The following is a 14,204-nucleotide window of genomic DNA, read 5'->3' as shown; positions in this document are numbered from 1 at the left end:
TGGTGTGATTGTCTCCCCAACCAATCCCACATAGAACACCCATTTTTTGAACAAGGAACTTGAAAGTTTACCAATCAACGGATGTTCTGCAATCCATTCACCGTAAACTGGCTCTCTTTCAAACCAATATTGAATCTCCAGTTGATGAAATCTGAAACGGTCACCTCTCCCGTCCGGTGGTCCGTCAACTCGTGCCGGTCCCAACGCCAAAATCGATCCTTATACAGTTTGTAACCGAAAAACTTCAGCGTTTTGACATGGTTTCCGGAAAGGTCGTAAGAATCGATCTGTTGAAAGCGAAAATGATCGGTGTCGATCCACAGCACCTGCCGGGAGTAGATCGTGCTTTTTTCTTTTGGAAAACGATTCACCAGGTAACATTCCAGCTCCCCGCAGGATTTGGTTTCCAAATACTCGTAGGTGTACTTTTCCGGCTCGGCGCGGATCAGGTCCTCAGTCTGGAACTCCGTGCCCATGAAGTTGCTACCCTTGGTCTGGGTGCTGATGCGCTTCACCCGGCGCCGGTCGGGAATGTACACCCACAGATCGTCGAAGGTGTCCTTGTGCGTCCAAATTAAAAAAGCCATGCCCTTGACGTCCGCCGGATGATAAAACTGCATGAGCGCCTTGTCGGTGTTCTCTTCCGTCACCAGAACCTTCAACGACATTTTTCGGGTGATCGTGGTTTGGTTATTTTTTTTTATATGAATGGCCACTTCGGCCGTGTTGTCGTTGAATTTGTCGAAGGTTTCTTCTGCCTTGAAGGCGATGGCCCGGCCTTTTTCCCGGGAAGATCCGGAAGGCAGATCATTGATGGTGGGTGTAAGGGCAAGCAGAATTGTCAGCGTGATGATTTTCATGGGCGTCTCCTCCCCTGCCCACAATATATTCCTTTCGGAAAAAAAAATGCCAGAATTTTTACTTCACTGAATTTTTATTCGGAAAGGCTGTTCCTTTTCGCAAGAGATTGTAGCCAAAAACAATGGATGGCTGTAAAGCTCAATTGTTAAAAGGCATTGCTCGAACAAACTGTAGTTTGGTTTAGACTTATCCGCATGCCCCCGTTCCTGTAGTCTTTAACAACGTGATCTGTGGGGAATCCATTCAATGCCCCCACTGCCATTGTCTTTTCTTCAAATCCCTATAAAATGGACATACCCCCTTCTTCAGAATTTGGTATTCGAATAGTTTCAGTGAAAGGATAAGGTCATGTCTTCATCCTTTCAGGTGTTGAGCGAACGGGATTACCTCAACCTCATTGAGTTGATCCACAAACTTGAAGAATGCGAAACGCAATCCGATCTCGAGGGGGTTGTCCGAACGCATCTATTTCCCCTGTTCCAGATTGAGGCGTTCGGCAGTGCGACGCTCGCAGCCAACCCTGAAAATCCTTCCGCCAGCACATTGACCCCCATCGCCACCGCGGGGTATTCGCCACAGGAAATCGAGTGGGCGTTTCTTTGCCAACCCTACATGGAAGATTTCACCCGGCTGTATGCCACCGGCATGCGCGCGGTGCTGGCCACCGGCACCGATCTGCCCGGCGACACTCTTTCCAACAGCCTCCATCGTTTTTTTGAAGACCATCCGGAGATCGATCCCAACGACGCCCCCACTTTGAAGAATATGAGCGGGCATTTATCCATAGTGAATGGGCCGGAGGCTTCGCTTACCGTCGGCTTAAGCCGGGTGCGGAATGACAAGCCGTTCACCTACCGCGAATTGCGCATGGCCGAGTTGGCGCAACCCAGTCTTTTGCACGCCTGCCAGTACGTAGCGCTTCGACGCGATCTGCATCACTTCAGCGCGCTGGCCGACCACTTGGCCGACACCTCCACTCCCATCGCGCTGGTTCAGCCGGAGGGGCGCATTCTTTTCTGCAACGGTTCCTTTCAGAAACGGTTTCAACTTCAGCAGGGAGAGCGGTTGCCGGAAGAGATTCGGGAATGGATACAGAAACAAGACGACCTGTATTCCCCGGCGGAAAGGCTTGATGAACTGTCACGGTTTTCTCCCTTTTACAAACACAAAAAAGAGGTGTACCGCCTGAACCTGACACGGCTGGACCCGTTGCAGGATTACGACAACCGCTGTTATCTATTGCAGTTCAAATCCGCACTGGGGCCGCAGTCGCGCGTGGGCGTTGCCATGGATGAGGCGCGCCTGACGGCGCGGGAGATCGAAGTGGCGTCCCTGGTGTGCGACGGGTTCAGCGACAAGGAAATCGCAGAGCGCCTGTTCATCAGTCCCAACACCGTCAACAACCACCTGAAACGGATATTCAAGAAAATGGGAGTGCACACCCGCGTGCAACTGCTCCACCACCTGCAGGGCATCATGAAGGGGAGGGCCACACAATGAAACCAAGCGGAGACGTTCCTCCATCCCTGCCGGAAGAAGATTATCTGCGAGTCATAGATCTGATCCGGCATCTACAGCAGTGCCAAACCCGAAGCGATTTAAAGACCTGTTGCAGACAATACGTGCTTCCTTTTTTTGAAGCCGATGACATCAATTTGTTGAACATTTCTTTCATCGGCGGCGAGGCTATTCCCGGTAGAAATCTCGACAGCATCATGATTCCTGAAGAGTTGTTTCAGGTAATCGAAAAAATAAGAGAGTATATTGTTTCCATTCCCCAATTCTTCGCCCGCACCACCCGCCAGGTCATTGCTCATGATGTGGACATTCCCCGTGAAACCCTGCAGGCGGAACTCGAAAATTTTTTCAAGGATCACCCCGAATACGCGCCTTCGGATATATACCCCATAAACGTGGGCTATCGGACCTCGCTGGCGGCTGTCGACCGTGCGGAAAATCTGGCCATGGGACTCAATCGCTATGGCCAGAATGATAAGGTCTGGACAAGCCGCGAAATCCGCCTCATGGAACTCCTGCGCCCCAGTTTTTTTAACACCACAATGCGGGTTGCCGTTCAAGAGGAACTGCAAACCTACAAAGCCCTGGTCACGGCTTTGGGAGAAAACGGCACACCGTTTGCGCTGGTGCAGAAGGACGGCAGAGTGCTGTTCCGTAATGATGCCTTTCATGCCGCGAATCCCGTCGAACCCGGAAACCTGCTTCCGAAAATGTTATGGGATCTGGTCGAGCAACAGTTGGTTTTTCTGAGCCTCGATCATCCGCCGAAAACCAGCGCGCCGCCGATGGCATTTTATCAGGATGGTGACAGGGTTTATCGGCTCAGCATAATACACCTCCGCCCCGAGCAAGATAAAGTGAACCCCGCGTGGCTGTTGAGCCTGCAGACGGCGGACGATCCGCACACCCAACTCCATTATAAATTGCAGGCGGCCGAGCTCACCCCGCGCGAGGTGGAGGTCGCCATTTTGGCGGGCGACGGTCTTGATGATGGCGACATCGCGCAACGGCTGTTCATTTCCTCCAACACATTCAAAAACCATCTCAAGAATATCTACAGAAAACTGGACGTCCATTCCCGCACGCAACTTGTGACGCGCCTGCGGTCGACCCCTGCTGAACAGGAGTTCTAAATTATGGATAACAACGGACCCCATTCGCTTCCAGAAGAGGATTATCTTAAAATTTTTAAGATCATGGAGAAGCTGTATCAATGCCGCGCCAAGCCGGACCTGCGCTTGTGCATGAAAAATGAAATCAAGCCCCTTTTTAATTTTCAGATCGGGGGTTATGCCTGGACGGACCTGAATTTGTGGAAAGGCATGGTAAAACCCGCGCAGGCCATCGATATGATCGGACTCGACCCCAGCCAGTGGCCCTGGGCGAACAAATTGCATACCTATTTAAGATCTTTGTTTGACATTTCTTATAACGCGAACCGTCCGGTTATTGCCCACGATATCGATGTGCCGAGGGAAGTATTGCAGAAGGAACTGAAACAATTTATCGAGGACCATCCTGAATTCAACCCCCGTGATTTTGTGGGATTTGAGAGCTACAAAGCCACCATGGCGGCATTGGACCGTGAGAACCATATTGGCATCGGGCTTCACCGGCATGCCCCCAATGATCCATTCTGGACACCTCGCGAAGTTCGTCTCCTGGAGCTTCTTCTGCCCAGCTTTGCCAACGCCATCAAGGGGGTGGCCATTCAGGATCAACTACAGACATACAAGGCGCTGATCACCGCGCTGGAGGAAGGCGGGGCGCCCCTGGCGCTTTTGCGCGAGGACGGGCGGGTGATCTTCCGCAATGCTGAATTTCAGGCCTTGATTCCGGTGGACTCTGGAAAATTTCTGCCAAAAGCACTGCGGGATCTGGTCGAACAAAAAATTGCTTCAGACGTTCCCGATTGGCTTCCGGAGTCCGCCAAGCCTCCCATGGCGTTTTATCAGCATGGCGACACGGTGTACCGGCTCAACCTGACACAACTCCGCCCCGAACAAGACGACTCGGAACCGGTCTGGCTCCTGCGCCTGCGCACGGTGGACGATCCCTATTCCACTCTGCACCACAAACTCCAGCAGGCGGATCTGACTCCCCGCGAGGTGGAAGTCGCGGTCCTGGCGGGCGACGGTCTTGATGATGCCGACATCGCCGGACGCCTGTTCATTTCAACTCACACGCTCAAGAACCACTTCAAAAGCATTTATCGAAAGCTGGATGTGCATTCACGCACACAACTGATGGCGGTTCTCCGGCCGCCCGCCGCTGAACAGGAGTTATAGACAATGAACGACACAGTGACTTCTTCCCTTGCAGAAGAGGATTATTTGAAAGTTTTCGATATCATCAATAGTTTGACACGGTGCAAATCCATGCACGATCTCAAACAGGTTCTTGAAATCCAGCTTTTTCCTTTAATCAAGGTAGAGATGGGCGGGTTCGTTTGGAGTGGCCGTGATTTTCTCAGCGGGGGAAACCCTGTTCAGGGATTGATCTGCTCTGTAGGTATTGAGGATCAGGAACGGGATCAAGCCTGCCTGCTGGAAGTTGGACCGTATCATAAACAATTTATGAGTCTTGTCACCACCACTCACCGGAATGTGCTTGCCGGCGATGTGGATTACCCGCGTGAGACCTATAAAAAAGAAATCCGGGAATTTTTAAAGGACCATCCGCGGTTTGAAGGAACCCGGTACGCCCAGTCACATGTCACCATTGCTCTGCTCGACAGGCCGGAATTTAACGTCGGCCTGGGGTTATGCCGGATCCATCCCAACGAAGACCCCTTTACCCTGCGCGAAGTGCGCATTCTGGAGTTGTTGCATCCCGGCCTGATCAGCACGGCGAAAACCATTGCTCTCAATACCGAACTCAAAACATGGCATGCTTTGATTGAGGGGTTAACGAATAACAGGGACCCATTTGTGCTGGTCCGCAAAGATGGCCGGGTGCTGTTCCGCAACACCGCGTTTCGCGCCATCGCGCCGGTGGAGGCAGGAAGCCTTCTGCCAAAAATGCTGCGGGAGCTGGTCGAACAGAAAATTGCGTTAGACGTTCCAGATCAGCCTCCGGAGTCTTCTATTTCTCCCATGACGTTTTATCAGTATGGTGACACGGTGTACCGTCTCAACGTGACGCAACTCACTCCTGAAGAAGGCAACGCGGAGCAGGTCTGGTTGTTGCGCCTGCAGACGGCGGACGATCCACATACCCAACTCCATCATAAATTGCAGACGGCCGAGCTCACCCCGCGCGAGGTGGAAGTCACCATCCTGATGGGCGACGGCCTGGACGACGCCGACATCGCCCAGCGCCTGTTCATCTCCCCCCACACGCTCAAGAACCATCTCAAGAATATCTACCGGAAACTGGACGTCCATTCGCGCACGCAACTGGTGGCGCGCCTGCGGCCCCCTGCCTCATCACAGGAGGGATAGAGCATGGACGATCCAGCGTAGACCTCTCTACCTGAAAAAGCTTACCAGGCCATCAGAGGCGGAAGTGGCGGTGCTGGCGAGCGACGGGCTAGAGACGCAGGCATTGCCCGACGCCCGTCCATCAGTCCCCACACGGTGCAGTTGGTCACCAGGCTGAAGCCGGTTTGACCCCACGCCGCCTCCCTTCTCGGCCGACTCTTTTTTAACGCGTCCTACTCTGTAGCTGATTTGAGCCATTTTTTATGGCGGGTTTTATTTGACTGATTTGGGTTATTTACTTTCTTTTGTGTAATTTCTATTGTTAAGGCAAGTTCAATCCTTCCGAAATAAATGACGCCTTTGGGGGGATGCGTGTCCAACAATCAAATGAAGGGGAATGATCATGTCTATCATAGATGACTGCGCAGGCACTCACGGGAAAATTTTGATTATTGAAGACGACCCCGACATTCGGGAAGTGCTCCGGATCCAATTGGAGCAGGCCAATTACAAAGTGATCGACGCCGAAAACGGGGAAGAAGGCATCGATCTGATGAAGAAGGGATCCAACCTGTTGCAGGTAGGCCTGATCATTACCGATATTCGCATGCCTAAAATAAATGGGGTCGAGACCATCGAATACATCAAGGCGAACGCCCCGTCTATTCCGATCATGGTGATCACCGGATATCCGGATACGGATTTAGCGGTGGATTTACTTCAAAAGGGAGTCAAGGATTTTCTAGCGAAGCCGGTGGGAAAGGAAATCCTGTTGAACAAAGTGGCCAAGATTCTTTCTTCGCCGCAGGAATTCAAATACGCCTGAAGCCGGACGGGTCGTTTCGTAGCCGTGGGCCGAAAACAGGGTTTCACCGTACCCATTCAAACGGCCGGAAAAATCGAACACATGATTCCCAACGGTTTCTGGAAATACTGGAGGTGTGCTATGCGAACTCCAACTCGAATTCTGCTGCTTCTTTGCATACTTTCATGGGCATGGATGGCCCCTGTTATTGAAACCTCCGCCGAGGACAGTGTACCTCTCGACGGAGTGCCCCCGGACCGGGTGGCACACTACCTTCATTCAGTTATTGAAGGAAGTCGAACCATCTATTCCCAATACCTGGTCGAGCGCCTCAAGGAAACCGTTGGACTGGATGCGACGGAAAATTGGGAGGAGGACAATACCCTGCCCCTGCCTGCTCAGTTTTTGGCGATGACGTCGGAACATGTGCGGTCTCAAAACCTGGGCTTGAGCTACAAGCTGATGAGCCTGTGGCCCATCAACCCGAAGAATGGTCCTGCTAGCCTCCTTGAGAAAAAAGGACTGCAGGACGTTCTCGCATCCCCGGACGACCCCTTTGTCTGGATTGAAGAAAATAAAAACAGCCTCTCTTACAACACGATCTTTGCAGACAAGGCCGTGACCCGCCAGTGTGCCGCCTGTCACAACAATCACCCTGAAAGTCCCAAAAAAGATTTCAAACTGGGGGATGTTTTGGGAGGCATCCACATTCAATTTCCCATCCATCGCAGGACGGAGGGTGGAAAGACCGACCATTATGTTTTACCTGAAATGGCGGCCGACTACATCCACGCCATTTTGGAAGCCGACCGCACAATCTATGCTCAATATGTGGTTCATCGTCTGGAAAAAAAGAAGGTCAATTATGCATCGGCAAACTGGTGGGAAAACAACGCACTGCTCCTTCCGGCCCAGTTTCTGCTCAATGCGTCGGAGTTGATCAAAACACTTCGGCTGAACTTTGATTACCGACTGATCAGTTTGTGGCCCATCAATCCCAATAACAGGCCGGCCAATGAGTTTGAACGGACCGGATTAAAGTTTATGTCGGAATCGCCGCACCATCCGGTCAAAGGCATCATGCGGTCCGGCAACCAGAAATATTTTCAGGCGATTTATCCGGACCGGGCGGTCACGACTTCCTGCGTGAAATGCCACAACGCCCACCCAGATAGCCCCAAGAACAATTTTCTGCTGAACCAGGTGATGGGAGGCATTGTGGTGAGCTTTCCTCTGGACAGGGAGGAGGGACTGGTGTCATTCACCCCGGGGGAATAGTAATTTTAGGGGTGGGTGTATGAACCGGCTGACTGCTGAAGAAGGCATCGGTTAAACACATTCATTCTGATAGAGGTTCTGCTCGATCTTAATCAGAATGCCGTTCCGTGGAACAGGCTTGGGTGTGAACTGGGGAGAGCACATCCATTAAGGCAAAGGGACTGGCTCACGGAACAAAAAGGCCCTGCACCTTGAAAAAGATGCAGGGCCTTTTCTCAAATCGCCACCACTTCCCGCCATTCGGGGAAATTTCAAGATACAGGCCACGTTCATCGTAAAGGCGGAGGGTTTTCGCGGAGGGCTTGGCGTTTTTGACGGCAGTGCTGGCAAGAGCCATTTGGGGGCAACTCCTTTTTGAGTTCCATTGTTGCCCCCAATAATGCCCCCAGTTGCCCCCGGATGTCAATACATCCCATCGGGTGAGCCCGGACCCCATAAAAAGAAAAAGCCCGCATTTACACGGGCTTACGGACCTACTCGGATTTTATCGGACTTGAAATTGGTGGAGGCGGGGGGAATCGAACCCCCGTCCGGAAGTCTTCAACAAAAGGCATCTACATGCTTAGTCCGCGTTTTGGATCTCACCGGAATTACTCCCGCGAACAGGATTGCATTCCGGCCAGCCTCTAAAGTTTAGCCACACACTCCCGAGACGCGAAGTGTACAGCGAGTCCGCAGAGATGACGTCCATATCCTCCTCGCGGACCGAAGAGAACGGGACGGTAGCAGGTAAGGGTTAGTTACGCAGCTACAGCTACTTCATAATCATTGGCGATTATGTTTTTTACCGTTTTTTAAGGGGCCAACGGTATCCCCTGCATGCAACCTTCGTCTCCTTACTCCCGTCGAACCCAGATCGCCCCCAAATGGGTGAAGCGCGGGTGAGAGCACAAACGAAGTGTTCCTATACTATTAATATAACACCGCCCTTCCCGTTTCCCAAGGTGACAAGTTACTTTTAAGTATCCCCGCCTCCGCCATTCGTGGAGGGCCCATGCAAACTAAAGCACCCCCCCAACCCGCGATTGGAGGGTGCGGCCAAAAGGAGAGGGATGGCGGAGCCGGGAGCTTCCCAAAACCCTTGCGGCTCCGTTTGCCAAGCCAGGCCCAACCGTCCACCGGCCGCACCCGTTTTAATTATCGGAAGCGCCCCGTAAAAAGTTGATTTTATTCGTTTTATGCCATAACATAGAACCTCTCCGAAGGGCTCGCAGAGCCCGGAAATTCATTGATTTATGCACTTTTAGGACTTGGAGGAAGCATGCGTGGTTTCAGGTTGGCTGTGATTTGGATGATGGTTTGGGGACTCCCGGCAACGGCATTTGCGGATATGGACCCGAAATATTCTTGCCTCGACTACTTTTCGCGCCAGGTGACGGTGGTGAAGGCAAAGGACCGGAAAGCCCCGGCGGTGGAGGCGTCGTACACCTTCCGCGGCCTGCCGGTGCTGAACGTCAACTTCCACGCGCTCGCCGCCTTGAAACCGAGCACCCTCATGCAGGAGTTCATGTACTACCGCGAATGCGGCCGCCATGTGCTGGGCTTCGTCGTCAACCCCGCCACCACGGCTTTCCAACTGCGCAAACAGACAGAGCTCGCCGACTGCTGGGCGGTCAACCGCCTCTACTACTACAACGGCACCAACAAGGAAACGGTGATGAAGGTGCAGGAAGTGCTCAACGCCCTGCCGCGCGGCCACTGGCAACACTTTCCCGGTCCCATGCGCATGGTCGATTTCCCGAAGAACTGCTACCTGCGCTGATGGGAAGCGGTTCCGTTTCCCAGTCCTTGGGCGCGGTGTCGTCTCGCGGATGATATGTGCTAGAGTGAGCGCATGGATAATGATTCCCCAAAACCGCCGCCGAAGCGACGCGAGAATCCCATTTTTACCGTCTGGGTGCACGTCGGCTACACCATCCTGGTCATCTCCATGATCGGCTGGATGGTGTACATGGAATTCTTCATGTAGCGGAGTGCCTCCGTAGGCAGATGGCTACTGCTCAACAATCCCTGCGATGGTCGGTGGGCGCGATTCAGATTTCAGTGCATTCAATACACATTACCCGATTGCCGCGGGCCATGCCCGCCGTTGGCTTTCGGCGCCGCCGGGTCAATGGAATGCCACGCGGCGTTCCAAGAGATCCACCACTTTCGAGAACAGCAGGGTGAGCAAAAGGTAGGTGAGTGCGACGTAGGTGTACGTCTCGAAGTAATTGAAGTGCGTCGCCGCGTACTGGTTGGCCACGCGCAGGATGTCGCTGATGGCGAGCACCGAGACGAGGCTGGTGTCCTTCAACATGCCCAGCGTCTGGTTGCCGATCGCCGGGATGATGGTCCGCCACGCCTGCGGCAGGATGATTTCAAACATCGCCTGTTGTGCGTTCATGCCGAGACTGCGCGCCGCCTCGCCCTGCTCTTTCGGCACCGCCTCGATCCCGGCGCGGAACACGTCCGCCATGTACGCGCCGTAACTGAAGCCGAACCCCAGAATCGCCGCCAGCAGTTTCGGCACCGAAAAGATTTCCCCCAGCGCGTAATAGATGTAAAACAGAAACACGAGGAGCGGTATGCCGCGCAGGGTTTCTGTGTACAAGGACGCGGCCAGTTGCAATGGACGCCTGCCCGACAGCTTGCCGAACGCGACGACGAGGCCGACGAAGATGGCGGCGAGGCTGCCCGCCACCGTCACCCCCAGCGTGTACAGGATGCCGATCGGCAGTAGTTCGGCCAGTCCGCGGTAACTGCCCGGCACGGCGCGTCCCATCAGCGCGTCTTCTGCGGGCAGGTAGACGAGCAGGATGAAACTCGCCGCCACCACCAGGTTCCACGCCAGTTGCGTGACCGTACCGGAAGGTTTGCGCGCGGGCTCCACGATCAGTTCTCCTTACCCGACGCAACGGTTTTCGGCACCATCGCCGCCTGACCCAGCTCCCACTTCTCATGCAGGCGTTGCACCGTGCCGTCGTCCAACAGTTTCTTCAACGCGTCGTTCACTCTCTGCAACAACTCCGTCTCGCCTTTGCGCGCGACGATGCCGTAATGCTCCTCGGTCAAAATGTCGCCCACCATCTTGATCTCGCGGAACACCGCCGCGTCGTTGTTTTTGTAATACAGCGTACCCGTGCTCTCACCCAGCACGGCGGTGATCTCGCCCTTGATCAAATCCTGAATGGCGTGACCGTACAACTCGTACGCCTGCTTGTTGAGTTCGGGGTAATCTTCGAGATAAAAGAATGCGGTGGTGGCGCGTTGCGCCCCGACGACGCCGTCCTGTGCCTGCACGTCCTCCAATGAAGTCACACCTTCCGTATCGCGTCGCACCACCAGCGACAATCCGCTTTGCAGGTACGGCACGCTGAACGCCATGCGTTCCTTGCGCTCCTCCAGGATGGTGACGGAACTGATGACAAGATCGTATTTTTTCGTGATGAGCCCGCCGAACAGCCCGTTCCACTCGACGTTGATGAGGTCGTACTCGAATCCCGCTTCCCTCGCCACCGCGCCGATGAGATCGACTTCGAATCCCGCGAGTCGATTCTGGTCATTCAAAAATGACATCGGCGGCAGGGTGGCGTCGGTCGCCACGATCAATTTGCGTTTTGCGTTTTGCGGTTCTTCTCCCCCGCACGCGGCAAGCAACACCATCGCCGCACAAAGAAGAAGAATCAAAATTTGTCGCATCTCACGCACTGGCCGCCTCGTTTTGTTCGCGTTCATAAATCAACGTGTCCTCCGCCGCCACCTGCACCCACACCGCCATGCCCGAACGGAGGCCCGCATCATTGCCGTGCCGCACCTGCACCGTCACCGCACTTCCGTTTTTGAGCGCCACCCGGTAGCGCGTGTGACTGCCGAAAAACGATTTGCGCTCCAGCACCCCTTCCAGCAGGTTCCTGCCACTTTCGTAATTCGGAGACGAACACAACACCGCCTTTTCCGGACGGAAGAACACATCGACGAGCGCACCTGATTTGAGCTTCCTGCCGTCCGCAACCGTCATGACTTCACCGCCGCCATCGAGCCGCACCGTGCAACCGTTTTCCATTGCGCTTTCCACCACGCCGGGCAGGCGGTTGACGCCGCCCAGAAACTCGGCGACGAAACGGTTTGCCGGCCGGTCGTACAACCGTTCCGGCTCCCCCACCTGCAGTAATCGTCCGTCTTCCAGCACACCCATGCGGTCGGCCAGACTCATCGCCTCTTCCTGGTCGTGGGTGACGAACAGGAAGGTGATGCCGAACGCCTTCTGCATCTCCACCAGTTCGTCGCGCAGATTCTGCCGAAGAGTAGCGTCGAGTGCCGACAGCGGTTCATCAAGCAGCAGCACCTGCGGCCGGTTGATGACGGCGCGCGCCAGGGCGACACGTTGCGACTCGCCGCCGCTCAATTGACCCGGCCACGCATGGCGCAACGCACTCAAACGCGTGATGGTCAGCAGGGCGTCGATTTTGTCGCGGATGTCCGCCTCCGCCTCGCCGCGAATGCGCGGTCCGACGGCGATGTTGTCGTACACGGTTTTGTGAGGAAACAGGGCGTGGCGCTGGAAGATGAACCCGACGGGCCGCCTCTCAACCGGCAGGGAATTGACGACGCGGCCCTGAATGGAAATGGTTCCGGCATCCGGTTGTTCAAACCCGGCGATGCAACGCAACAGCGTGGTTTTGCCGCATCCACTGCGGCCCAGAAGAACGAAGCGTTCTCCTTCCGCGATCTCCAGCGACAAATTCTGGAGCACGGGTTTGCCGCCGAACGATTTGGAAAGTCCTTCGATGCGGATCATGCACACCTTCGCGGATTACAGCCACGGCGCCCGGCGGACGCCGTCAATAGGAAACAGGCTGATGCTTTGCGGGCGAACGAGGGTTCCGGAGAAAATTTCCAAATAAACCCGTCCGCTGTGCGCCAGGCGCACCCGTATAAAAATAGCATGGAATCCCGGCGGCGGGGCGGCGCACGATTAAAATTGTACGGGGTGCCGTTTTTCTATAAAATTCAGGCCAGCCACGAAATCCGCACTCATTCATAACAAAGGAAACAAGGGTAATGAAAATACTCGTCATCGGCGGCGGTGGCCGCGAGCACGCGCTGACGTGGAAAATCAAGCAAAGCCCGCTGGTGACGGAAGTCTTCTGCGCGCCGGGCAACGCGGGCACCGAATCCATCGCCCGCAACATCGCCGTCTCCGCTACCGATCTCGACTCGCTTCTCGCCATCGCGATGGAAAATCAGGTCGATCTCACCGTCGTCGGCCCGGAACAACCACTCGCCATGGGCATCGTCGATCTGTTCCAGAGCCAGGGATTGAAGATCGTCGGCCCCACCGCCAAGGCGGCGCTCATCGAAGGAAGCAAGGCGTTCGCCAAGGATTTGATGAAAGCGAACAACGTACCCACCGCCGATTTCGAAGTGTTCGAAGACATGGAAGCGGCGAAGGCGTATTGCCGGGGACGCGGCCCGGTGGTGGTGAAGGCCGATGGGCTGGCCGCGGGCAAGGGCGTGTTCGTCTGCAACGATGAAGCGGAGGCCATCGACGCCGTCGAGCAGATCATGGGCGCCAAGGCGTTCGGCGATTCGGGCAAGCAGGTGGTCATCGAGGAGCGGCTGGAAGGACAGGAGGTGTCGCTCCTCGCCTTCACCGACGGCCACATGGTTCTGCCGCTGGAAGCGGCGCAGGATCACAAGGCCGCCTTCGACGGCGATGCCGGACCCAACACCGGCGGCATGGGCGCGTATTCACCGACACCTATTTTCACCTCCGCTCTCAAGGACGAGGTGGTCGAGCGCATCATGCTCCCCGTGCTTCGCGGCATGCAGAAAGAAGGCGTGCTTTATAAAGGCATTCTCTACGCGGGGCTGATGCTCACCGCCGACGGACCGAAGGTGCTGGAGTTCAACTGCCGGATGGGCGACCCGGAAACGCAGCCGCTCATGATGCGCATGAAGTCGGACATCGTGCCGCCGCTCAAGGCCTGCGCCGATGGCACACTGGAAAAACTGACGCTGGAATGGAAACCGGATGCGGCGGTGTGCGTGGTGATGGCGGCGGGAGGTTACCCCGGATCATACGAAAAAGGCCATACCATTACCGGTATCGAGCAGGTGGCGTCGATTCCCGAAGCGCAGGTGTTCCACGCCGGAACGAAAATCGATGGCGACCACATCGTCACCCACGGCGGCCGCGTGTTGGGCGTCACCGCATTGGGTGCGGACATCGAACAGGCCATCAACAACGCCTACCGCGCTGTCGATAAAATCCGCTGGGAAGGCGCACACTTCCGCCGCGATATCGGGCAAAAAGCAGTAAAAACGAAATGAAGGGT

Annotated in this window: 14 protein-coding genes and 1 other RNA gene; 9 read left to right on the top strand and 6 right to left on the bottom strand. The window is 55.1% G+C overall.

The window, feature by feature from the left end; translation table 11 throughout:
- Positions 1 to 74: 74 nt before the first annotated feature.
- Positions 75 to 860, bottom strand: a complete 786-nt coding sequence (locus J2S31_RS01830; RefSeq protein ID WP_237097340.1) for an outer membrane lipoprotein-sorting protein — start codon at positions 858 to 860, stop codon at positions 75 to 77.
- A gap of 349 nt (positions 861 to 1,209) precedes the next feature.
- Here J2S31_RS01830 and J2S31_RS01825 point away from each other — a divergent pair, with 349 nt between their 5' ends.
- From J2S31_RS01825 to J2S31_RS01800, 6 genes are all read left to right on the top strand, one after another.
- The gene (locus J2S31_RS01825) at positions 1,210 to 2,361 is read left to right on the top strand and encodes a helix-turn-helix transcriptional regulator (protein WP_237097339.1); all 1,152 of its coding nucleotides are present in this window, start codon (positions 1,210 to 1,212) and stop codon (positions 2,359 to 2,361) included.
- Complete coding sequence (locus J2S31_RS01820; RefSeq protein ID WP_237099882.1) at positions 2,358 to 3,512, top strand: helix-turn-helix domain-containing protein; 1,155 nt, start codon at positions 2,358 to 2,360, stop codon at positions 3,510 to 3,512. The genes J2S31_RS01825 and J2S31_RS01820 overlap by 4 nt, the downstream gene beginning before the upstream one ends.
- Before the next feature lie 63 nt (positions 3,513 to 3,575).
- Positions 3,576 to 4,667, top strand: coding sequence for a helix-turn-helix transcriptional regulator (locus J2S31_RS01815; protein ID WP_237097338.1), 1,092 nt, complete (start codon positions 3,576 to 3,578; stop codon positions 4,665 to 4,667).
- Positions 4,668 to 4,670: 3 nt separating this feature from the next.
- Entirely contained in the window at positions 4,671 to 5,822 is a 1,152-nt protein-coding gene (locus tag J2S31_RS01810; protein ID WP_237097337.1) for a helix-turn-helix domain-containing protein, read from the top strand.
- Positions 5,823 to 6,204: 382 nt separating this feature from the next.
- On the top strand, positions 6,205 to 6,627 hold the full coding sequence (locus J2S31_RS01805) for a response regulator (protein WP_237097336.1): 423 nt from the start codon (positions 6,205 to 6,207) through the stop codon (positions 6,625 to 6,627).
- A 120-nt stretch (positions 6,628 to 6,747) separates the two neighbouring features.
- Positions 6,748 to 7,884 carry a c-type heme family protein gene (locus tag J2S31_RS01800; RefSeq protein ID WP_237097335.1) on the top strand — a complete coding sequence of 379 codons (1,137 nt, stop codon included), beginning with the start codon at positions 6,748 to 6,750 and terminating at the stop codon, positions 7,882 to 7,884.
- Positions 7,885 to 8,050: 166 nt separating this feature from the next.
- On the opposite strand, the gene J2S31_RS01795 is transcribed toward J2S31_RS01800, so the two are convergent.
- Both J2S31_RS01795 and ssrA read right to left on the bottom strand, forming a co-directional pair.
- Positions 8,051 to 8,221, bottom strand: coding sequence for an Arm DNA-binding domain-containing protein (locus tag J2S31_RS01795; RefSeq protein WP_237097334.1), 171 nt, complete (start codon positions 8,219 to 8,221; stop codon positions 8,051 to 8,053).
- Between the two features lie 163 nt (positions 8,222 to 8,384).
- Positions 8,385 to 8,748: a transfer-messenger RNA gene (gene ssrA, locus J2S31_RS01790) on the bottom strand.
- Positions 8,749 to 9,214: 466 nt separating this feature from the next.
- Here ssrA and J2S31_RS01785 point away from each other — a divergent pair.
- Positions 9,215 to 9,646: a hypothetical protein gene (locus J2S31_RS01785; RefSeq protein ID WP_237097333.1), complete on the top strand. Its 432-nt coding sequence runs from the start codon at positions 9,215 to 9,217 to the stop codon at positions 9,644 to 9,646.
- 72 nt (positions 9,647 to 9,718) lie between these two features.
- Positions 9,719 to 9,853, top strand: coding sequence for a hypothetical protein (locus tag J2S31_RS14555; RefSeq protein WP_272908494.1), 135 nt, complete (start codon positions 9,719 to 9,721; stop codon positions 9,851 to 9,853).
- A gap of 141 nt (positions 9,854 to 9,994) precedes the next feature.
- Here the strand turns inward: J2S31_RS14555 and J2S31_RS01780 are convergent, their stop codons facing one another.
- From J2S31_RS01780 to J2S31_RS01770, 3 genes are read right to left on the bottom strand one after another with little or no spacing between them, the layout of a single operon-like run.
- Positions 9,995 to 10,756: an amino acid ABC transporter permease gene (locus J2S31_RS01780; RefSeq protein ID WP_237097332.1), complete on the bottom strand. Its 762-nt coding sequence runs from the start codon at positions 10,754 to 10,756 to the stop codon at positions 9,995 to 9,997.
- A 2-nt stretch (positions 10,757 to 10,758) separates the two neighbouring features.
- Positions 10,759 to 11,565 carry a transporter substrate-binding domain-containing protein gene (locus J2S31_RS01775; protein ID WP_237097331.1) on the bottom strand — a complete coding sequence of 269 codons (807 nt, stop codon included), beginning with the start codon at positions 11,563 to 11,565 and terminating at the stop codon, positions 10,759 to 10,761.
- A 1-nt stretch (position 11,566) separates the two neighbouring features.
- Positions 11,567 to 12,664, bottom strand: coding sequence for an ABC transporter ATP-binding protein (locus J2S31_RS01770; RefSeq protein WP_237097330.1), 1,098 nt, complete (start codon positions 12,662 to 12,664; stop codon positions 11,567 to 11,569).
- A gap of 263 nt (positions 12,665 to 12,927) precedes the next feature.
- On the opposite strand from J2S31_RS01770, the gene purD reads away from it, so the two are divergent.
- Complete coding sequence (purD, locus tag J2S31_RS01765) at positions 12,928 to 14,199, top strand: phosphoribosylamine--glycine ligase (protein ID WP_237097329.1); 1,272 nt, start codon at positions 12,928 to 12,930, stop codon at positions 14,197 to 14,199.
- Positions 14,200 to 14,204 lie beyond the last annotated feature (5 nt).

Origin of the sequence: Nitrospina gracilis Nb-211 (assembly GCF_021845525.1) — a bacterium.
Classification (GTDB): Bacteria; Nitrospinota; Nitrospinia; order Nitrospinales; family Nitrospinaceae; genus Nitrospina; species Nitrospina gracilis_A.
Note: the sequence above shows the minus strand (reverse complement) of the source record. Positions and strands in the feature narration are given on the sequence as shown.